Annotated in this window: 20 protein-coding genes; 6 read left to right on the forward strand and 14 right to left on the reverse strand. The window is 44.3% G+C overall.

Features of this window, described 5'->3' with window-relative positions; translation table 11 throughout:
* From ACLWBB_RS16950 to ACLWBB_RS16960, 3 genes are all read right to left on the reverse strand, one after another.
* Complete coding sequence (locus ACLWBB_RS16950) at nucleotides 1-510, reverse strand: cupredoxin domain-containing protein (RefSeq protein WP_413288743.1); 510 nt, start codon at nucleotides 508-510, stop codon at nucleotides 1-3.
* On the reverse strand, nucleotides 470-748 hold the full coding sequence (locus ACLWBB_RS16955) for a cytochrome (protein ID WP_413288744.1): 279 nt from the start codon (nucleotides 746-748) through the stop codon (nucleotides 470-472). Before ACLWBB_RS16955 ends, ACLWBB_RS16950 begins: the two co-directional genes overlap by 41 nt.
* A 149-nt stretch (nucleotides 749-897) precedes the next feature.
* On the reverse strand, nucleotides 898-1,515 hold the full coding sequence (locus tag ACLWBB_RS16960; RefSeq protein WP_413288745.1) for a hypothetical protein: 618 nt from the start codon (nucleotides 1,513-1,515) through the stop codon (nucleotides 898-900).
* A gap of 211 nt (nucleotides 1,516-1,726) precedes the next feature.
* Here ACLWBB_RS16960 and ACLWBB_RS16965 point away from each other — a divergent pair, with 211 nt between their 5' ends.
* On the forward strand, nucleotides 1,727-2,524 hold the full coding sequence (locus ACLWBB_RS16965) for a DsbA family protein (RefSeq protein ID WP_413288746.1): 798 nt from the start codon (nucleotides 1,727-1,729) through the stop codon (nucleotides 2,522-2,524).
* A gap of 50 nt (nucleotides 2,525-2,574) precedes the next feature.
* Here the strand turns inward: ACLWBB_RS16965 and sfsA are convergent, their stop codons facing one another.
* Nucleotides 2,575-3,309: a DNA/RNA nuclease SfsA gene (gene sfsA, locus ACLWBB_RS16970; RefSeq protein WP_413288747.1), complete on the reverse strand. Its 735-nt coding sequence runs from the start codon at nucleotides 3,307-3,309 to the stop codon at nucleotides 2,575-2,577.
* Between the two features lie 59 nt (nucleotides 3,310-3,368).
* On the opposite strand from sfsA, the gene ACLWBB_RS16975 reads away from it, so the two are divergent.
* The gene (locus ACLWBB_RS16975) at nucleotides 3,369-4,295 is read left to right on the forward strand and encodes a CorA family divalent cation transporter (protein WP_413288748.1); all 927 of its coding nucleotides are present in this window, start codon (nucleotides 3,369-3,371) and stop codon (nucleotides 4,293-4,295) included.
* A gap of 19 nt (nucleotides 4,296-4,314) precedes the next feature.
* Here the strand turns inward: ACLWBB_RS16975 and ACLWBB_RS16980 are convergent, their stop codons facing one another.
* From ACLWBB_RS16980 to ACLWBB_RS16995, 4 genes are all read right to left on the reverse strand, one after another.
* Nucleotides 4,315-5,313: a hypothetical protein gene (locus tag ACLWBB_RS16980; protein WP_413288749.1), complete on the reverse strand. Its 999-nt coding sequence runs from the start codon at nucleotides 5,311-5,313 to the stop codon at nucleotides 4,315-4,317.
* A complete protein-coding gene (locus tag ACLWBB_RS16985; RefSeq protein ID WP_413288750.1) occupies nucleotides 5,306-6,079 on the reverse strand; it encodes a TIGR02147 family protein in 774 nt (257 codons plus the stop codon). The genes ACLWBB_RS16980 and ACLWBB_RS16985 overlap by 8 nt, the downstream gene beginning before the upstream one ends.
* 342 nt (nucleotides 6,080-6,421) lie before the next feature.
* A complete protein-coding gene (locus ACLWBB_RS16990; RefSeq protein WP_413288751.1) occupies nucleotides 6,422-7,447 on the reverse strand; it encodes a hypothetical protein in 1,026 nt (341 codons plus the stop codon).
* A gap of 114 nt (nucleotides 7,448-7,561) precedes the next feature.
* Nucleotides 7,562-7,969 carry a hypothetical protein gene (locus tag ACLWBB_RS16995; RefSeq protein WP_413288752.1) on the reverse strand — a complete coding sequence of 136 codons (408 nt, stop codon included), beginning with the start codon at nucleotides 7,967-7,969 and terminating at the stop codon, nucleotides 7,562-7,564.
* A gap of 245 nt (nucleotides 7,970-8,214) precedes the next feature.
* Here ACLWBB_RS16995 and ACLWBB_RS17000 point away from each other — a divergent pair, with 245 nt between their 5' ends.
* On the forward strand, nucleotides 8,215-9,870 hold the full coding sequence (locus tag ACLWBB_RS17000; protein WP_413288753.1) for a dihydrolipoyllysine-residue acetyltransferase: 1,656 nt from the start codon (nucleotides 8,215-8,217) through the stop codon (nucleotides 9,868-9,870).
* Nucleotides 9,871-9,897: 27 nt separating this feature from the next.
* A complete protein-coding gene (gene lpdA / locus ACLWBB_RS17005; protein ID WP_413288754.1) occupies nucleotides 9,898-11,340 on the forward strand; it encodes a dihydrolipoyl dehydrogenase in 1,443 nt (480 codons plus the stop codon).
* Between the two features lie 75 nt (nucleotides 11,341-11,415).
* Here the strand turns inward: lpdA and ACLWBB_RS17010 are convergent, their stop codons facing one another.
* Complete coding sequence (locus ACLWBB_RS17010; protein WP_413288755.1) at nucleotides 11,416-13,659, reverse strand: hypothetical protein; 2,244 nt, start codon at nucleotides 13,657-13,659, stop codon at nucleotides 11,416-11,418.
* A gap of 267 nt (nucleotides 13,660-13,926) precedes the next feature.
* Here ACLWBB_RS17010 and ACLWBB_RS17015 point away from each other — a divergent pair, with 267 nt between their 5' ends.
* Nucleotides 13,927-14,499, forward strand: a complete 573-nt coding sequence (locus ACLWBB_RS17015; protein WP_413288756.1) for a hypothetical protein — start codon at nucleotides 13,927-13,929, stop codon at nucleotides 14,497-14,499.
* Entirely contained in the window at nucleotides 14,496-15,110 is a 615-nt protein-coding gene (gene thpR / locus ACLWBB_RS17020; protein ID WP_413288757.1) for an RNA 2',3'-cyclic phosphodiesterase, read from the forward strand. The genes ACLWBB_RS17015 and thpR overlap by 4 nt, the downstream gene beginning before the upstream one ends.
* Here the strand turns inward: thpR and ACLWBB_RS17025 are convergent.
* The 5 genes from ACLWBB_RS17025 to ACLWBB_RS17045 form a co-directional block, all read right to left on the reverse strand.
* Nucleotides 15,079-15,732 carry a hypothetical protein gene (locus tag ACLWBB_RS17025; protein WP_413288758.1) on the reverse strand — a complete coding sequence of 218 codons (654 nt, stop codon included), beginning with the start codon at nucleotides 15,730-15,732 and terminating at the stop codon, nucleotides 15,079-15,081. The genes thpR and ACLWBB_RS17025 overlap by 32 nt on opposite strands.
* Nucleotides 15,732-17,078 carry a hypothetical protein gene (locus tag ACLWBB_RS17030; protein ID WP_413288759.1) on the reverse strand — a complete coding sequence of 449 codons (1,347 nt, stop codon included), beginning with the start codon at nucleotides 17,076-17,078 and terminating at the stop codon, nucleotides 15,732-15,734. The genes ACLWBB_RS17025 and ACLWBB_RS17030 overlap by 1 nt, the downstream gene beginning before the upstream one ends.
* A gap of 113 nt (nucleotides 17,079-17,191) precedes the next feature.
* On the reverse strand, nucleotides 17,192-18,391 hold the full coding sequence (locus tag ACLWBB_RS17035; protein WP_413288760.1) for a sensor histidine kinase: 1,200 nt from the start codon (nucleotides 18,389-18,391) through the stop codon (nucleotides 17,192-17,194).
* Nucleotides 18,392-18,403: 12 nt separating this feature from the next.
* Nucleotides 18,404-19,078, reverse strand: coding sequence for a response regulator transcription factor (locus ACLWBB_RS17040; RefSeq protein ID WP_413288761.1), 675 nt, complete (start codon nucleotides 19,076-19,078; stop codon nucleotides 18,404-18,406).
* An 89-nt stretch (nucleotides 19,079-19,167) separates the two neighbouring features.
* Complete coding sequence (locus tag ACLWBB_RS17045; RefSeq protein WP_413288762.1) at nucleotides 19,168-19,587, reverse strand: MaoC family dehydratase; 420 nt, start codon at nucleotides 19,585-19,587, stop codon at nucleotides 19,168-19,170.
* Between the last annotated feature and the right edge of the window lie 80 nt (nucleotides 19,588-19,667).

Consider the following 19,667-nt stretch of genomic DNA (forward strand, 5'->3'; position numbering starts at 1 on the left):
TTATTGTGCTGAAGCAGATGCAGGAGTACGTCCTGAATCTGGAGAAGAAATCACAATCACACGTCCTTGCACTGCTGTTTCAGGACATTGATAAGAAAACACGCCATCAGTTTTTGGATTCAAATTGAAAGTACGCTCTTGGCCATACACAGTGTTGTGATGTTCCGAGAAAGCATCCAAAACGAAACTGACGTTTTTATCTTTTTTGTTCACATTCACCACGTGAATACGATAGCTATTACCCTTCTTCACGCGAATGGTGTCAGGAACAAAGCCTTTTTCTGTATTTAAGATAACGATGTCTTGAGTCGGCTCGACACTGTCGAAGACCTGACCAAAAAGACTTTGGGTATCGTCGACAGTCGTGCTGGCTGGAAGACGGCTGTTATCTGTCACGCGGTTGAAATCCAACTGGCGACGTGACAAGTCCACTTCCCAAGCTTGAGCAAATGTGCTGGCTAACAATAAACTAGTGCAAACAGCTGCGATCTTGGAATTCAACGAATTCACGAGCAACCTCCATTGCGATGTAGTTAACGGCTCTTGTGTCCATCATATGAAGTTTTTGTACTAAAAGAGTTTTATTACCCTTACAAGCATTGATAGTTTCCATTGCTTGCACCACGATTTCAGGGTTTTGTGCCATCTCGTTGGTGACTTGTTCCCAGTCCAATTTCAAAACGGGGTCAATCGCACCGATGGAGTAAAGTGCATCGAAAACAGCTTGAAGATCACCTTGTAGAAACATGAGAAGCCTCTCTTTCCAAAATCCATTTCGGAATATAAGAAACTTATCGGTGTGTTCTTAAAAAACTTGAGCCAATTTGAGACAGGTTTCAGGCATAAAAAAAGACCAGGCACAGCCTGGTCTTTCATCTGGTAGGTAAGTTTTAGGTCCTACTTCTTCGCTTTTTTAGCAGCTTCTTCTTCCGCTTTCTTAGCATCAGCTTCCATCTTTGAGATGTTATTCATCACTTGAGTAGCAATTTCTGATGGAGACTTATGATTGCTCATTGTTCTGAGCTTTCTTTCGTTGATAGCTTCTTTGCTCAATTCGATCTTTGCATCACGAATTGTTTGAATCACCTTACGCTCATGACCTGGACGTTCGGCGAAAGGCTTGAAGTCCGCGATCACGTTCTCAAGGAAGATCGCATAGGTGTTTTGCACCACCGGCTTGAAAGCTTTGGGGTTTTTGAGGGCCCCAATCGCTTCTTGAACGAGTCCATCCATTGTCGTTTCCCACAACTCGTGCTCGTCCAACTCTGTGCGTAGAGGCGAAATCACCTTTTCAACCATTCCGTCATCATTTGGACGTGAATAAATCGCCTGCACGGCCTCTTTTAAGTTTTCGACAGATCCGTCCTTTTTGAACTCTTTAAGTTTCTTCTGAGCCATCTCGTTCATCTGATCGAGGTCCTTCAGAGTCAGCTGAGAGTAATTATAAAGAAGGCCCGCAGAAGAAACGGACGCCCATAACAAACTTGCTAAGATAAATAAGTATGAATTTTTCATGCTCTCAGTGTAAGCAGACTCTCCTTCACTGAAAAGAAAGCGAAAGTACGGGCTAGGACGATCTAGACCTAGGTCTCAACCTAAGCCCTAACGCAGTATCTCAAAAACTGCGTTTTTTGATTCAGAGCCCCTTGAGTTTGTGTAAGAATCAGAGTGTTTTAACGAAATAACATTTTATGTATTTCCATATATTTCAGGACGGAGGAAACCCTTGAAAAAGTTAGTTATCATCGGACTTTCAGCAATGGCTTTTGTACTTACAAACTGTGCGCCATCTGCAAAACAAATTAAAGAGGCTGTAGAAAAAGATCCAAGCATCGTTTTCGTAGCAATCGAAAAATACCCAGACCAATTCATCGAAGTGGTGAACAAGGCAGCTCAAGAAGCTCAAAGAAAAGCTCAAGACAAATCTATCGCTGAAGAATCTAAAAAGCGTGATGAAGAGTTTGCAAATCCTTTGAAGCCTGAAGTTCAAGAAGGCCGTGTTATCTTCGGTAAAAAAGACGCGAAGGTTACAATCATTGAGTACTCTGATTTCGAGTGCCCATACTGCAGCAAAGGTTACCAAACTATGAAGCAAGTTCTTGCTGAGTATCCAAACGATGTTCGCATCGTGTTCAAGCACTTGCCTTTGGATTTCCATCCACAAGCAATGCCTGCAGCAAAATACTTCGAAGCAATCGCAAGACAAAGCCCAGAGAAAGCTCAAAAATTCCACGATGCTGTGTTTGAGAACCAAGGCAAACTTCGTGCGGATGGCGAGAAGTTCTTAACTGACTCTGCTAAAAAATTGGGTGTTGATATGAAGAAGCTTACGACGGATCTTGGCGATGCAAGCCTTATGACTCGCATCAACGCTGATATGGAAGAAGCTAAGAAGTTCAACTTCTCTGGTACTCCAGGCTTCTTGATCAACGGTGTTTCTTTGCGTGGTGCTTACCCTTACCCAGAATTCAAGTCGATCATCGATCGTCACTTGGGTAAAACTGAAGAAACTAAGAAACAGTAATCTCTAAAATCAAGAAATAGAAAAAAGCCCGGCAAGTCCGGGCTTTTTTTTTACAATTTTAGGTTTAAAAGACGATCACTCAAAACCGCCTCCGAAGGGCTTAAATCCACCACTAACGGAGTGATTCGCAGACCCTTCTGGGCCGCAAGACGTAGCAACCGCCCATATTCTTCATCGATCATATCGGCAGGCGCAAAGTCCTCACAATCCCCTCTTTGAATCGTAAAAAGAATCTCTGCAGTGTGACCTTCATCCATCAGATTCATAAGCTCCTGAAGATGTTTTTGGCCGCGCGTGGTTTCGGCATCAGGGAACATAGCTGTTTTTCCTTCTGCCAAGGTCACGTTTTTAACTTCAATGAAATGCTTCTTGTCGGTGTTTTTCTTCTGAAGCGCAAAATCCAAACGCGTTTCTGCGGAAATTTTAAACTCGGGCTTTACGCTTTCAAACTCGGCCCAATGACTCCAGTTTTTAGCAATATCTTTCGCTGAAGATCCTACGACCTTCTCTAATGTTTCACGCACGACTGTGTTCGGAGTCGCGGTATTCACACCAACCCAAGCTCCGGTCGGAGCCTGAATCATCTCGAGAGTTTGCTTGAGTTTTCTTTCAGGATTGTCGCTGTGAGAGAACATGCACGGACGCCCAGGATTGTTCACACTTTTTAGGCTGCCGGTATTAGGAACATGGGCCACCAAAGTTTGCCCCTGCCATTCGATGTCTGCAAAAAAACGTTTGTAACGTTTTAGAAAAACACCTTCATCCAACTTTTTGCCGTATTTCATTGTGCACCCCTTGTCGGCCAAAATTGACATAACACAATCCAGAGCGCAAGCTGATATCCATGAAACGCTTTGAACATCAGTGGCAAGACTTTAAATGGATCGACATCGAGGGTCCTTCACAACAAGATTTTCTTCAGCTAGCAAGCGAGTTTGACCTCCCTTTGCGTCCCCTCGCAAATTGCTTGGATCCTGAGCACTTACCTCATGCAGAATTTTTTGGGACAAGGGCTTTTTTTATTCTTCGCCACTATGATAAAACCTGCAAAGAAGCCGCAGGCACCATGCAAGAACTTACGACCAAAATAGTTTTTGTAGTAGGCCCCGATTACATCATGACCATTCACCGAGCCCCTATTGATAGCCTGAGTGACGTGATTGACCGCTGCAATTTTGAAAACTTCTCGCTGGCGGGTTTTACAAAGAATCTGATTTCACGACTGATTGCCAGCTTCGACATTCCTCTTGAAGCTTTGGAAAATAAGACGGAGGTCATCGAAGGCCGTGTTTTCGCTCTTCGACGCCGAAATATTTTGCGCGAAGGATACAAAATCAAACGCAAAGCTTCGACTTTCAGAAAAGTCTTTAAGTTTACAAATGATGTGCTGTTGAAACTGCAAAGCCGTCCGGAGTTTGTATTGAATGATGTCAGCGACTTAAAAGAACCTTTAGATCGCCTGCTCTTCTATACGGAAAATAGCTACGAAGAAATTACGGGACTTTTAAGCCTGCACTTGTCTTTGATGTCACAAAAGACCAACGAAGCCTCTTACAAAACTAACGAGATCATGCGTATTCTGACCGTGGTTTCGATCTTTTTCTTACCTTTGAATTTCATTGCTGGTGTTTACGGGATGAATTTTGACAATATGCCAGAGCTCAAAACTGAACACGGCTACTATATCACTCTTGGAGTAATGGCCGTAATCGCCATTGCAATCATGATTTGGATTTACAAAAAAGAATGGGTAAAAAAAGAGGACCTGTAAAAGGTCCTCTTTGTATTTACTAATTTGGTAGCTTCAAGATTTTCCACCATGGATCTTTGAACTGATCCAATTTGATGGAGCTCTTATCCAACTTTAATTCGTTGCCGATTTTGTTGATTCTAAAGCTGATAGTCATCTGGAAGTTGTTATTACGAATACCTACGTTTTGTTTGTATTTGCAGTTATTCGAAACATTGCCCGTGATCTGAACATTGTAGTAAGGACCTTTATCTTTGATCTTTTCCCAGTGAATATTGTGGAATAAAGAACCTGCTGGCATTTTAGTAATCAATTCCAAATCTGGAATCGGCAAAATTGGAATCGGCAATGTGAAAACCTCACAGTGAACCGCTTCTGCATACATTCTGCTGATATCGAATACATCATTGCCTACATTTAATAGAACTTGTGGGAATGAAGTCAGCAAATCTGGATTAAATACAGTTGCTGAAATTTCACTGCGTGCCCAAGGAATCAACGGAGTTGAAATGAAATTCTGTTGCAACATCAACGACACACGAACGCCGATCAAATCCAACTCTTCGTGGGTGTATTTTCCATAGTGATGACCGAATTCATGAATGAGAATCGCCACCGCTTCTGGAATCGTCACAGGATCATAACCGCCGCTTTGGCATTTTGTATAAAGAAGGTCTGAATTGATATAGATCGGGCTGCCAACGGCACTGCCAGTTTTAGCAACGCGCACGTTACCATCGATCATGAACAAACCCGGAGTTGCTCTTTCAGAGCCGAAAAGAATCTGTGGAGATTTCTTTTCGAGCGGAAGGCCAATGTAGATTTGCTGTAAAATCGCCTTTTGTGACGGAGTCAACTTACAGGCATCCGACTGAAGGCAGGTTTGAATGTAGTTCTCCATCTTAGCGTAAGCATAGAGAACGTTTTTCTCGGCAAGGCCGCCGCCATTGTTTACGAAATCTCCGCCGCCAAGAGCCCAAGTGTTAAGGCTTGCAAAAGTCAAAAGCGAAGAAACAAATAAAGTACTTAGCTTAATCATTTTTATCCTCCGTTAAAATCTGAAGACGTGTCAGTGGGAAGAGCTGGAATGAGAGTGTGTACACCTCAGACGTCGCGCCATTGTCTAACAGGTCCACTATTTTTTTTCGAGTTTTAAGTAAGAGTTCTTTCGCGAGTGGTAATTTTTCAGGGTTTACTGAAACAGTAACCGAGCCAAACTCGCGATATTCAACAGGATCACGATGTAACGACTGCTCCGCCAATACTAAATTCTGACTGTGATGTTTGCGAATTGCAGAAGATGGAATGTCCCGAGATGTAGTGAGTTGTTTTTTCGTGCGAACGTATTGGCCGCGTGTTTTTTTCACAAGCTCCAAGCGTTCTAAACGTACGAGAGCTTCTTCGGCCTCTTCTAATTTGATTCCAAGTCTTGCTGCGATCCAATCAGCACGGCCTTCAAAACCGTGTACTTTTGTTAAATTCAAAACCGCTAAATAGTACCAATCCGAAATCAGACGAAAGATATCCTCTTCAAGAAGAGTTTTCTCATCCAAATCCTGAGCGCGGCTCGCATTTTGTTTGTAATTTTCCCAGAGTCGATCTTTCTCAACCGGTGAAACAGCAAGACGCTCCATAACCTTCGCAAGATTGGTCTTAGAGAGATTTCGTTTATCGGCGAGAACATCCGACAGACTAGTGACGCCAATCCCTAGGTCACGAGCAAAAGCACGCAAAGAGTAAGCAGAATTCCTTGTCTGTCTTCTTGCGAGTTCTTGTAATAATAAGTTCTTGATGGTCAGTTCCATAACCAACCGTATATCTCAGTCACCGCAGAAAATGCAAAAGGTCATCGGAACATACCGTCCCGATTTAGCAAAAGCGAGGAAAACACACATTTATTTGGTGTTTTTCGCACCTCGAAAACACGAGATTTTCGCGCGTTTCAAGGTCACCAGTGTCAATAGGAACCACCGAGCGCACTCGAGCAAGAATTTAAACTACAACGGCGAGCGAATATGAGTTTGCGACAACTTTGTGAACAAGAAAACTGAAACAAAAAATGTGAGCTTACTATTTTACATGGAAGTATGAACGGAAAGTGCGGCAATTTGCCGCACTATTTTGATTCGTCCAAATTTTCAGTTTAACTAGTTCTTACCTTTTTGTTCGGTGGTCTTCGGTTCTGAAGAGCTCTTTGCACCTTTAGGTCCCATATGGGCAAAGCTCGCAGTATGGGCGTAAGCAATGGCTTTTTTGATATCTGCAGTAACATCTTTTTGCATATTGCCGTCAAAGCAATGTTTTGCAGCTCGGTCTACGAGAAGCTTTACATTATGATCTATCGTAGTCACTTCAGAGGATCCATTCGAGCCGCTACTTTGAAGGTATTTGTATTTGTCTTTGGCAGCAGCATTGTTCACGACTTCAAATTTAGTTTCGCTCTCTTGATTTGCTACGGAGACTTGCAAACGATCTTTCGTGCAAGTGACAACCGGGTCTTTTTCGCGAACTTTCATGGTGCCGAGGCCTCCCGCGATAGAACCCACACGAACTTCCGTAGCGACAAGATATGACAAGAGTTGATCAGAGAAAACTCCAGCTGCGGCATCAGCTGTCGCCGCCCCCAACCCCGCTACTGCCATAGATGTATAGAACACACCAACATCTTGCAGGACTTCTTTCCCATTGGGATTTGGTGCTTCGGTTGGGCGAAGGCGATCTGCAAAAGCTTCTGGTACAAAAAGTCTCATCAGCCCTGCTCTTTTACGTGGCCCGATTAAAAACTTTTTCGATGCAAAATAGGTCTCATCTAAATGAAGTTTTTTGTTATAGACCCAAGTTCTGCCCTGGTACGCGAAACTCAATGGAGAGTAACTTGTAATAGCAACTCCAGAGTCTTTACCGTCCATCAAAATTTTGTCGTCTTTTAATTCAAATCGCGGCATCGCGCCTGGAACATTGTTGTCACGGAGGTCGTGAGCTATGGCGATCATACTGTCGGTGGTTTTTTCATTGAGAGCCATGACTGTGAAAACACGCTCTGTATTCACAAAACTTTTCAATGCTTGGCGATAGACTGCCTTCTGTACTTCCAAGTCAGTTTGCGCATCGCTATGCACGCCAGCGAAAAAAAGTACGGCACCGACAACCCAACCCCATTTTTTTGAAAGCATAGAACTTCCCCCTAAAATTAGGGTAACAGTTCAAGAGACACATTTCCTAGGTCTAGGTATGACATCTGGCCTTTGGATAAGACCTGAACACGAGTTTGCGATCGAAAAACTCAATTACAACGGTGAGCGAAGATGTTTCTGGGCGATTTTTGTAAATAGAAAAACTGAAACACAAAATGGAAATAAAGGAAATACGACGAAATCTAAAACACTATCGACTCCAAATAACCTGCCACCATAGAAAAATGCTAAGGTCGCCACGCCAAGAACAACGGCTACAATGTAAGAAACCATTTTAAATTTCGCCAAAGAAAGAGTTCGAAAATACCACATGACCCAAAAGCCGATCGCCCCTGCCACGAATCCAAATGCAGCTCCATAAGCAACTACGTAAATAAATCCTAAAGACAACAACGATTCCTGCTTAATTAAAAGTGAAACAGCCACCGCCAAACACGAAAGCAATCCCACAATCAGTGCAGACTTAATAGCGAACAAAAGAAAGTTATTAAATAGTTTCATGCTCTCGCTTATAGAGAGAGTTGGGTCTCTTGTAAACGCACCATATGGGAATAACGCCCTAGGCCTGCCCCCGAATCCCCCCTTCATAAATACAAAAAAGTGACTTTCCCTTCTAACCCCCAAAAAACGAGGGTTTTCGCTCGTTGGCTCGGGGCGTAAACCGGTGCAATTGGGGACCGCCGAGCATAGAACCATAGGGTTCATAAATTCAGTAAAAAGACTACTTTGAAGGGAGCAATCTCAGCATGGCAACAGACGTTAAACTTCCAGAACTTGGTGAAGGCGTTACAGAAGGTGAATTGGTAAAATGGTTGGTTCAACCAGGCGACAGCGTGAAAGCTGATCAACCTATCGCAGAAGTGATGACTGACAAAGCCACTGTTGAGGTTCCGACTCCTATCGCTGGAACTGTGAAAGAATTGAAATTCAAACCAGGTCAGGTTGTTAAAGTCGACGCTGTGATGATCACTCTTGAAGGTGGTGCAGGCGCGACTGCGACTGCCAAACCAGCACCAGCTCCACAAGCGGCTGCAAAAGCTCCAACTCCTGCTGCTGCGGCTCCAGCTGCTAGCAATGGTGGCGGCGGCGGCACAACGCCTGTGAAATTACCAGAACTTGGCGAGGGTGTGACTGAAGGCGAACTTGTTAAGTGGTTGGTAAAACCAGGTGACGTTGTAAAACCAGATCAACCTATCGCAGAAGTGATGACTGATAAGGCTACTGTCGAAGTTCCAACACCAATCGGTGGAACCGTCAAAGATTTGAAATTCAAAGCGGGCGACGTTGTAAAAGTAGACTCTGTGATGATCACTCTTGAAGGTGGCGCCGGCGCGACTGCAGCAGCTAAAGCAGCTCCAGCTCCGATCCCTGCTTCTGCAAGCAAGCCAGTGACAATGCCAATGCCTGCAGCGGCTGCTCACATGAACTTCTCTTCTCCGACAGCAACTATTCATCCTCCGGTTGCTGATTCTAAAGTTTTGGCAACTCCGGCGACTCGCCGCTTGGCACGTGAAATGGGCGTTGATATCAACACTCTTGGCGGTTCTGGTCTTGCAGGCCGTGTAACTCGTGAAGATGTGATGGGCGCTAAAGGCGGAGCTCCTATGGGTGCTGGCGCAACTCGCGCGGGCTCTCCAGTTCCTGCAACTCAAGCTCCGGGCATGAGCATTCCTCGTCCAGCTTACCAAGGTGGCCAAGGCGCCGAAGAGCGTGTTCAATTGATCGGTATCCGCCGTAAAATTGCTGAAAACTTGCAACGTTCTAAAGCAATCATTCCTCACTTCACTTTGATGGATGAAGCAAACGTAACTGAGCTTGTGGCTTTCCGCGAATCTTTGAAAGACTACGCAGAAAAGAACGGTACAAAGATTACTTATTTGCCAATCGTAATGAAGGCGTTGATCGCGACAATTCGCGAATTCCCAATGTTCAATGCTTCTATCGACGATGCGGCTTCTGAAATTGTTTACAAAAAGTATTTCAACATCGGTTTCGCAGCGGACACTCCACAAGGATTGGTTGTTCCTGTTATTAAAAACGCCGACCAAAAAACTATCGTTGAGCTTTCTAAAGAGATCTTGGATCTTTCTAAACGCGCTCGCGATGGCAAATTGAAACCAGACGAAATGAAAGGTGCAGGTATCACCATCACGAACATCGGTTCTGTTGGCGGCACTTATGCAACTCCTGTGATCAACCATCCAGAAGTAGCAATCTTGGGCATGTACAAAATCGACGAAAAACCTGTGATCAAAAACGGTCAATTGGCTGCGATTAAAGTGATGAACTACACAGTGACTTGTGATCACCGTTTGATCGATGGCGCAGTTGCGGCTCGTTTCATGAAGTCATTCCTTGAGCGCATTCAAAACCCAGCCCGTCTAATGATGGACATGGTTTAAACCGGGAAAACTGAAAGGTTATCACTTATGCAAAATTTTGACGTAGTAGTTATCGGTGCGGGTCCTGGTGGTTATGTCGCTGCAATTCGTTCTGCTCAGCTTGGTTTTAAAACCGCTGTGATTGAAAGAGAATTCTTGGGTGGCGTGTGCTTGAACGTAGGATGTATTCCTTCTAAAGCTATGATCACGGCGACTCACCTTCTTCACAAAGCACAACATAACTTCAAAGACATGGGTTTGAATATCAAAGGCAATATCGACGTTGATATGAAACAACTCGTGAAATGGAAACAGTCTGTTTGCGACAAAATGTCTGGCGGCGTAAGCCAGCTTTTGAAAGGCAACAGCGTGACTGTTCTGAAAGGTGAAGCCGAGTTCAAGAACTCTAAAGAAATCACCGTGAAGTCTTCGACTGGCACTGAGTCTGTTCAGGCAAAATACTTCATCATCGCAACGGGCTCTCGCCCAATTGAAATCCCTGGTTTCAAATTCGACGAAAAAGACATCGTGTCTTCGACTGGCGCACTGGCGTGGGATCAAATCCCTAAGCGCGTTGTGACTATCGGTGGTGGTTACATCGGTCTCGAGATTTCTTCTTACTTGAGAAAGCTTGGCTGTGAAGTGACTGTCGTAGAAGCCCAAGCTTCATTGCTTGCGGGTGTTGTTGATCCTGAGTGCGCTCAGGTCGTAACTCGCAAGCTGGATAAATCTGGCGTGAAAATCATGTACGGCGCGAAAGCAAAAGGCCAAAAGAAAGGCAAAGATGCTTACGAAGTGACTGTTGAAATCAACGGTAAAGACGAAGTCATCAAAGCAGACAAGATCCTTGTGACAGTCGGCCGTCGTCCTAACGGTGACCAAGCAAACTTGAAAGCTGCTGGTATCGCAGTCGACGAGCGTGGCTTTGTAAAAGTTGATGCTCAACGCCGCACGAATGTAGCAAACATCTTTGCAATCGGCGATATCGCTGGTCAACCGATGTTGGCTCACAAAGCGTCTCATGAAGGCGTTTTGGTTGCAGAAGTGATCAAAGGTCACAACCGTGTTTACGATGCGAAAACAGTTCCAGCAGTCGTTTTCACAGATCCAGAAATCGCAGCAGCAGGTATGACTGAAGCTGAAGCGAAAGCAAAAGGCTTTACTGATTTGAAAATCGCGAAGTTCCCATTCGGTGCTAACGGCCGCGCTGTCAGCATGATGGAAACAGAAGGTTTTGTGAAAATGATCGCAGACGCTAAAACAAATATTTTGTTGGGCGTTCACATCGTAGGACCTGAAGCTTCTAACTTGATCTCTGAAGCTGTTCTAGCTATTGAAATGGGTGCTCGCCTTGAAGACGTGGCGTTGTCTATCCATCCACATCCAACGTTGGGTGAAGCGATGATGGAAGGCGCAGAGGCAACTCTTGGACATGCAATCCACATCATCCAGAAGCCACTAACAAGCGCTAGCAAATCTGCTCACGCATAAGAATTTAGTTCCTAGAAAATCAAAAGGCCGAGGGAAACCTCGGCCTTTTTTATTTTTCAATATGTTATGTGTGAACTATTCCAAAACTGGTTTGTTCTGCAAGCAAACAAGGGCATCCATCTTCGTTTGAAGGAACAATGCCCAATCACGAGTTTTGTTTTTCACAAGATCATCCTTAGCTTGAGCTACCGTCGACAACCGAGCCCCGTATGTACCCGCTGCTGCACTTTGCTTAGTGAAGCCACGGCACATTTTCACTAGGTCATAATCTTCTGGGCGAGTGTCATAAACATAAGGCTCGATCATGCTGCAGAATGCATCCATAGCCGCCAAATGATCAACAGCCACAGTCCAACGATTCCAAACGTCATCAAGCTCGCGACAAACACCTTCATGATCTGCAGTTCCCAGTGGCAATTGCTTCAAGTTGAACGGAACCATGTTTTGAGCATCTTTTTGATCTTGTTCAAGTTGCGCTTTGTTCACTTGATAGTAACCAGGGTAAGTTGCAACAACAACGCTTCCGGTCTTCGTCATTCTACTTGCACGCAAACGAAGAGCTGACAAACCTTCTTGGAAGTTTTTAACAGCGCCATCATGCAAGCCTTTGACATGTTTGAACCACATCAAGACCGGTGAAGAACTGCCATACGCACCGAAGGCTCCATTGTTGAACAAACCTCTTCTGAGACGTTCCATCTCGGAGTTGATTTCTGACTGAGAAATTGCATTCGCATAAGCTCTCAAGTTATCTAAAGATTCTGTAACGCGTGTTGCTTGGAACTGTTTTTGGTTCAAAGTCGACAAACGAGCTTTGAAGTTTGCGTATTCTCTATTGGTTTGAAGACCTTTTTCAACGCTCTCTTGAGCAATCTTGACCAACTGTCTAGACAAAGAGGCAGACTGATCAATAGTTTCTACAAATGATCTTGTCATACTTGCACATTTATTGAAGTCCACTTTACCCGAGAACTGTTTTGCAGCCACTTGCTCTAAGTGTTTGATCGCAAGATCTGAACTGACTTTTAGAGCTTGAGCCTGAGCTATGCTGTTGCTTCCATAGGCTGTCATTGCTTGGTCCAAAGAATTTCTGACAGTGGCAATGTATGACGTTTGGTCCTTTGCCAATACGGCCATCTGAACACCCAATTGACAAAGTTTAATGTCATCGGAAGTGCTCTTCATAAATTGTTTGTCCAACTCGATCTGAGAACGTACAGAACTCATGTTCGAATTGATTTCCATCGCTACTTTATCCAACGCACTTTTACGGTCCATCAAAGTATTCGCGCCAGGAGCCAGGCCGTCGATCTTTGCACTGAACAATCTTTGAGAAGCAGAAAGGTCTGCTGTAATTTTATTAACCTGCTCTTGACGAGACTTGATCAAGAATTTGTACTTCTGATCCAAACGGATGTATTGACATGCGTTTTCAACAATCGCACGACGAACTTGCGCATCTTTCACGTCTGGCGAGTTCTCGCCGACGATCTTAGCCATGCTGCCAACTGCATTTGTCAAAATAGAGCCGCCCACGATGAATGGGATTGCGGCAGTTCCACCAGTGAATGAGGCAGCCATCAACGCATAAGGTGTCAAACCATTAATCAAGTCACTGACTGCCACAGCGATGTCACCTGCGTTCATAGACTGACGGCATTCCTTTTTAAGAAGATCTGATTGCGCAAACGAATTCGCAACTGAAGTTGCCGCACGAATTGCAGCATCGACATTTGCTACGATGTCAGGGGCATTCTCTGGCTGAACAGTTTCCGGGTTTTCCTTATAGCCACGAAGAGCTGTCACAGCGTCTTTGATAGCTTTATTATTATCTACGATCCCTTGAACATTCATCTTCGATTCACCACAAGACGGAGAGTTCACAGCCGCATTCAACGCATTGACCGCGCTCAGAATTTCCTCAAAAGGAACGCTCTCAAAAAGATTACATTGAAAGTCCGCATCGATGTCCGCAATCTTAGAAGCATTCTTATTGTAGTTCGAGTTGTTGTTATTGTTTCTATTGCGGTTTTGGTTCAGGTTCTGGTTTTGATTCTGGTTCGAAACGCGATTCGGGTTTTGATTCTGGTTTTTATTCGGATTCTGATTGTTGTTGCGATTAGGATTGTTATTCGAGTTGTTGTTCCCGTTCGGGTTGAACAAATCATCAATCAGACTTTTGTTAACTTGTGATTTTTCAATAGGAAGAAGACCTTCTTCTTCGGAAGAGGCCCATGCAGGGTTCGCATTCAAGGTTAACAACATTATAAAGGACAGACCGATGCGGCTACTACGTACAAGTATTTGGTCAAGCTTCATAAAACGAACTCCTTTTGAATACACTTTTATTCAGGGCCCTAGAATGCACAGATAATGCCAGGCTCTGCTCCCCTTTAGAGTGTCTAAACCCCCAGGTCCCTGTCTCAAACTTAGACAGAGGCCTAAAATAGGCGCTCCTGACACCTCTTAGGACCAATTTCGGCAGGAATGGCATTCCAGATTCAATAGATTCGTTTTCAAGAGAAGTCGGGACAGGTCGACTATTTGCTTAGATAAAAGGTAGCGAACACAGGAGCACATACCACCGTGAGAACCTTTAAAGAATTTCAGCATCATATAGATCTACACCGCGAGAGAGTCGTTAAATTAGGTTTAGCACTGGCAAAAACCCATTTCCCAGCACTCAATTTAAAAACCCTAGAATCCTTTTTGTGGCTTCATGACCATTCAAAAACCCTTACTAATTATCAATCTCTAAAAAAGTACGAATACAATCACTCTCTGTTTCCAGCAGAACGCCTTTTTGAATTTTATGGCCGTACCCCAAAGACAAATGAGGAAACTCTGCAATTAATAGATGTCGTCAACGATATCAATGCCATCGACGAAGAAGTCTGTGTCGAGTTCTTCAAGCTTCACGCCGATCTTTCTTGGGGAATCCAAGATGCATTTTATACCGTCGAAAAAGTTGCAGATCTTGTGGATCGCAGCTTAGATCCAATGGCTGCAGAAGAGTTCGGACACCCTATGATCCTTGCCAGCGAGTTCGTCCAAGACCCTTACATGGCGACGCTGTCGATTTGGCTTGAAACCCATTACCATCAAATCACAAAAGATCTCAGCTTCTCGAACCCTTTATGCTATAAGTTAGCAGAATGAAGCGACTATTTTTAGCAATTGCTACACGAGATGGGCTTGAAGAGTCCGCCACCCAAATTGTCAAAAAACTCCGAATCAATGCGGACCAGAAACAGCTGGATATTCGCTGGACTCCTTTTGAAAACTATCATGTCACGCTTGTATATCTAGGCAGTACGAACGAAACCAAAATTCCCGAAATTGAAATCCTCATGCAAGAAGCGGCTGAAATCACAGCACCTTTTCATTTAAAAATCTCAGACGTTGGGGCCTATCCGGATGAGTTCACTTCCCGCGTCTTGTGGTTCGGAGTCCAAAACTCTCGCGCACTTCGAGGCTTGCAATCGCTTTTAGTGGAAAAGTTAAAAGATAAAAACTATCAGCTAGAAAACCGCGAGTACTCGCCACATCTTACAATCGGACGCCTGCGCAATCCGCATAAAACCAAAGATTTAATGTCGCCCTTCACTCGAAAGAAAATAGCGAAGATCTTAGTTGGTGAAATTGTCTTGTTTGAAAGTGTCGGTTCGTATCCGTTTCCGGTCTATAAAGCGCTTAAGACTTTTACTTTGACTGGAAAGCCCTCAGAGTATGAGGACCTTACTGATGTGACTTCTTCAGAAGCTGAGTAAGAGCTTCTTGATCTTGTTGCTCTGGCGACGTCGTCACTTTTCCTTCACGAAAAAGCAGATTTCTCTGAGCACGATCGCTGATAAAGCTATTGTCTGTCGATGCAAGAACACGTTTTAAGCTATCGGCGTGACGTAAAGACTCGACGGCCTGGACACGAAGAATTTCTTCTTGATTGGTCAAGCGCGCTTCTTTCATTGACGGAATTGGTGTCATGGCAATTTGCTCAAGACTCTCTTGGGCTTTGGCCAAAGCGCTTTCGCCTAAAACGTAAACGGACAAAAATCTTTCGTCGCCGTTTAAGCTGGTGTCTAGTGCCGACTCTTGCAAGTGGGTGACATCACCCTCTTGCATTTTTCCAGCAAGATCCTTCAAACGCTTTTGAATTTCTTCTGGTTGTTTCGTCAACTGAGACATCGCAGCGGCCTCTTGCTTGATCAATTCAGCAAATTTTGGATTTGCTACCGCTGTTGCAGACTCTGCCTGAGAGTTTGTAGCTGCAGAACTTGTTGATGAGCTTGGGTTTCTTTCCACCAAATCTTCTTGAATTTGATGAAGCTGGCGATAGGCACTGCCGACCGCCACTAACAAAGCTATAATGACAACAAACTGCAGCTTCTTCACTATTTCACCTCAAAGGCATCGTAAAGAGGGACATTTACCATCTCGTGGTACTTGCCATCGTCAAACAAAGACTCGGAGCCATCGGCATTTTGCTGATAGATTCCGCCGTCTTTTTTAAGAACCAATGTCTTATTGTTGAAAAGGACTACACTCTCAACTTGTGCATTCCAGGTCTTGCCTGTTGCACTCAATTGCTGAGTTTCTCCATTCAAAGAGTGGACATCGCCATTGTCGTTCACAAGGAAGTAACCTTGTTCGCCAGAAGGCAACATGGTCGCCGTACGTACGACGTTCAAAGACGTCGGACGAGCCGCATTCCAAGAACCGCGCGGGAAATTATAAGTCATCATTTGATTTGAAGTCGTTACTACAGCCACGTAACGTTTTTGGTTACGATCGAACTCTTCAAAGTCTTTCAATGTCCCCACGCTGTTAGTCGCTAACAATTTGAAATAAGAGTAGTCGTCGTTATTACTTGGACGGAAAGCTGTGATTTCATACATATCTAAAGCCATCGCCTGGATACCGTTGAACAAAGCTGCACCAAAAGAGGTGCGTTTCAAACGACCCACAAAGTCAGTTCCTTCGCGACTCATTTTACGAGTGCCATCAAATAGAACTGGCGAGTTGTTTTCATCCATCGCCAATACAGCTTCACGTTTTTGGATCGGAGAAGCATTAAAGACAAAGTTCGTACGACCCATCGCCATCAATCGCGCCATTGCTTTGTAAACCGGATGGAAGTTTTCACCGGCAACAGTCACACGTGCGTAGTATTCCATTTCAATAGCGTGAGAACCACCTTGTGCATAGTTGGTATCGCAACCATCAAGACTTGCTCCCATGTAAGGACCTTTGTTGCACGGATAGTGACGATAGCCTGCTGTGTGACGAGCTTCGTGAATCACGACACCCACACGGCCCAACGTCGACAATTTCGCCCAACCATCTTGCATCGTGAAGTAGCCCCAACGATTGTAAGCCGTTGCATAAGGAACGTCGTTCCCGCGATTCATGCCGCGAGTTTGTCCCTTCATCCAACCATAATACTGATCTGCTGGAACATATCCTTTAATAAGGAGGTTTGAAGCGTTCGCTGCAAACTGACCTTGTTCAACGATTTGCAAATCATTGAATAACTTTTTTGTATCAACAGAAGCATTGCAGAGCTCAAGTCCCCCGAAAGAGTCCGTATCAATGCCGAAGTCGTCGATGTATTTTTGTGCTTGTTGTTGTGGAACGCAGGAAAAATCCTGATCCAAGTACGGAAGCTGACTCGCTAACGTAACTTCCCCCAACGTTGAAACCAATAACAATACCGCTAAGAACCAAACCCCTGGTCTCATAAAAATCCCCCCCAAAAAGGAACATATTATGGAGAGGCCCGAAATCAATAAAAAGCGCCCTATGCTTCCGCGTCATTGGTCAAAAATCATACTTTTTCGTCACGATTTAGGCGCTAAGAACGTAAAAATGAAGGCCAAGTAAGGCGAGAGTTCATCTGCTCTTTCGAAGACATCAGAATATACACCTGAGCTCCATCTGCCGTGTTCGAGAAAATAACGTCTCCACCGCAAGATTGAACTCCATTCCAAACAAGGAATAAGCCCATGCCGGTTCCATCAAAAGATTGGAATCGGGATCTGCTAATAGAAGTTAAAATACTGTCTGGGAAGCCACCACCATTATCGCAAATAGTAAAGCCTGCTTCCTCGCAAGCGACTCGAATCCACGGCTCGACAATTTTATTTCTACGGAAAGCCTGGATAGAATTCATAATGATATTAAAGAGAATAGACTTGATCAGTGCTTTTTCGCTGTAAATTTTTGTATCGCCAGAGATCTCAAGACGGACTTGGCGCGCTGACAAATTCAAAGTTTCAGCCACTTCCATCACGACATCGCGCACTTCAAAGACTTCTTTTTCTTGTTCCTGTAATGCCACGACTTGGTTAAGTCCGCTTACAGCACGATTAATATGCATTAGCTGGCTTTCTAACGCGTCCACTACGCCACGGAGCTCTTCATGGCCAGGCTCTGCAATCTTCTTCTTTAGTAGGTCCACGTACATCCGTGGAGCCGCCAGCATGTTCTTAAGATCATGTACGACTCCAGCCGCCTGTACGCCAATGATCCCAAACTTACGCACCAGCTCTTCGCGATAGCTGCGATCAGCCGTGAAAAAATTATGGCATAGCCATGCAATCGCCGAGGCAGAAACAATCGTCGTCCACAAATCTTCGGAGCGAGACTTGTACACCCAGCCCGAGACTTCTTCATAACGATAAAGTGAAACGCTAAGAAATGCGGCCGTGCCGACAACAAGCAGGCTGTTGAAATAGCGGCGAGGCAACGGAAATAAAAATGAGTAGGCGACGATCATTTCAACAAATGAAAATACGTACCAAGGAGAAAAATATTGCCCATGGATATTTGAACAGATGACGTGAATACCAACCCAAAGATTCGGAGCAATACCGTAGGGGTCTCTCTTAATCCAAATACAAAGAAACAAAAGCCAAATTTGCAGAACGATCTTGATTCCAAGATACAAATCTTTGCCTACGGAAATATTCGCGTACTCGTGAAACGTCGTCAGGGTTGAAATGACGAAATAGACCCAGAGGGCGACGAGCCCTGCCTTCCTGTACTTTGCCAAGGGGCTCCTTCTTTAGGGCTCGAAAACGTAGCCCACACCACGAACACCTTTGATCATGGTCTTAAAAAATGGAGCCTTCTTACGTAGGTTCGTGAGATGCGTATCTAATGTATTGTCAGCAACACTCATGGTGCCCCAAATGGCTTGAACCAATTGGTCTCGAGATACGACTTGGTTAATGGCAAGAGTAAGAATATCCAAAATCTTAACTTCTGTTGAAGTCAGAGAAATAGCTTCGCCAGCACAACGGAAAACTCTTCTTTCACGATCCAAAGACCAAGCCTCTGTCGATGTATGACGAGATTTAGAATCTTTGTTTCGACGTGACTCAGTTATTGCTGCTTGAAGTTTTCCCATCACGGTATCAAGCCCGTATGGTTTTTCCAAAATATCAAAAACTCGATGAGTGAAAGAATCGACAGCGATTTTTTTATCTAGGCGGGCACTGATTAAAAGAACTGGACACCACGGCATATTGCTCGCAACCCAACTTGCGATGTCGTGACCATTTCCATCGTTGAGATAGTAATCTACAACAATGCAATCAACTTCTTTTTTCTGAAGTATTTGAAGACCTGTGTTGACACCCTCAGCAGCAAGAATATGAAAGTCTGTGCTAAGAGCTGCCATTTGCGCTTTCACAAACTCACGATCATCATCTACTAAAAGTAACGTCGGCAATCTCATGTCAAAAAAATATATATGAAGATATGTTCACATGCCAAACATAATTTTGATTATTTGCATAATTTCGCGGACTTGAGAATTTATTGAGCTTACGACTGCGCCATCATGATCATGGCTTCACCTTTTACAACTGTTTCACCAGTTTGTTTTTTCGCAGTTGTCTCGATCGTTGCGATGCCTTTTTCTCTGCGAATTCCTGTGACTGTTAGTTCGATAGTAACAGTGTCATCAATGAAAACAGGATTAACAAACTTCAAGTGTTGCGCAAGATAAACTCCGCCTGAACCAACCTTCTCGTTCAAAGCGCGTGAGATCAAAGCTCCCATGATCATTCCGTGCGCGATACGACGACCAAAGCGAGTGGTCTTTGCGAATTCATCATCGACATGAATAGGATTGAAATCACCAGACATTTCGGCGAACTGACGAACCATTTTATCTGTTATCTGCACTTCAACAGTTGCTTTGAAGCCTACTTCTCTATCTCTACCGGTATTGATGGTTGTCATATCTCAAGCCTTTCTCATTAATTAAGAGGCTCCTAGTGAAGAACAAAGACGAGCAACAGGCAAGTCTTTGCCTGTTGCAA

This window comes from Bdellovibrio sp. HCB337 (genome assembly GCF_047302465.1).
Taxonomy (GTDB): Bacteria; Bdellovibrionota; Bdellovibrionia; order Bdellovibrionales; family Bdellovibrionaceae; genus JACMRP01.

What these genes read in the sequence shown, in the direction of transcription:
- ACLWBB_RS17000 (WP_413288753.1), top strand. Translation starts at nt 8,215, where the DNA reads ATGGCAACAGACGTTAAACTTCCAGAACTTGGTGAAGGCGTTACAGAA.
- ACLWBB_RS16955 (WP_413288744.1), bottom strand. Translation starts at nt 748, where the DNA reads ATGTTTCTACAAGGTGATCTTCAAGCTGTTTTCGATGCACTTTACTCC.
- ACLWBB_RS17030 (WP_413288759.1), bottom strand. Translation starts at nt 17,078, where the DNA reads ATGAGACCAGGGGTTTGGTTCTTAGCGGTATTGTTATTGGTTTCAACG.
- ACLWBB_RS16985 (WP_413288750.1), bottom strand. Translation starts at nt 6,079, where the DNA reads ATGGAACTGACCATCAAGAACTTATTATTACAAGAACTCGCAAGAAGA.
- ACLWBB_RS16960 (WP_413288745.1), bottom strand. Translation starts at nt 1,515, where the DNA reads ATGAAAAATTCATACTTATTTATCTTAGCAAGTTTGTTATGGGCGTCC.
- sfsA (WP_413288747.1), bottom strand. Translation starts at nt 3,309, where the DNA reads ATGAAATACGGCAAAAAGTTGGATGAAGGTGTTTTTCTAAAACGTTAC.
- ACLWBB_RS17040 (WP_413288761.1), bottom strand. Translation starts at nt 19,078, where the DNA reads ATGAGATTGCCGACGTTACTTTTAGTAGATGATGATCGTGAGTTTGTG.
- ACLWBB_RS16990 (WP_413288751.1), bottom strand. Translation starts at nt 7,447, where the DNA reads ATGCTTTCAAAAAAATGGGGTTGGGTTGTCGGTGCCGTACTTTTTTTC.
- ACLWBB_RS17010 (WP_413288755.1), bottom strand. Translation starts at nt 13,659, where the DNA reads ATGAAGCTTGACCAAATACTTGTACGTAGTAGCCGCATCGGTCTGTCC.
- ACLWBB_RS16995 (WP_413288752.1), bottom strand. Translation starts at nt 7,969, where the DNA reads ATGAAACTATTTAATAACTTTCTTTTGTTCGCTATTAAGTCTGCACTG.
- ACLWBB_RS16980 (WP_413288749.1), bottom strand. Translation starts at nt 5,313, where the DNA reads ATGATTAAGCTAAGTACTTTATTTGTTTCTTCGCTTTTGACTTTTGCA.
- ACLWBB_RS17045 (WP_413288762.1), bottom strand. Translation starts at nt 19,587, where the DNA reads ATGACAACCATCAATACCGGTAGAGATAGAGAAGTAGGCTTCAAAGCA.
- lpdA (WP_413288754.1), top strand. Translation starts at nt 9,898, where the DNA reads ATGCAAAATTTTGACGTAGTAGTTATCGGTGCGGGTCCTGGTGGTTAT.
- ACLWBB_RS16975 (WP_413288748.1), top strand. Translation starts at nt 3,369, where the DNA reads ATGAAACGCTTTGAACATCAGTGGCAAGACTTTAAATGGATCGACATC.
- thpR (WP_413288757.1), top strand. Translation starts at nt 14,496, where the DNA reads ATGAAGCGACTATTTTTAGCAATTGCTACACGAGATGGGCTTGAAGAG.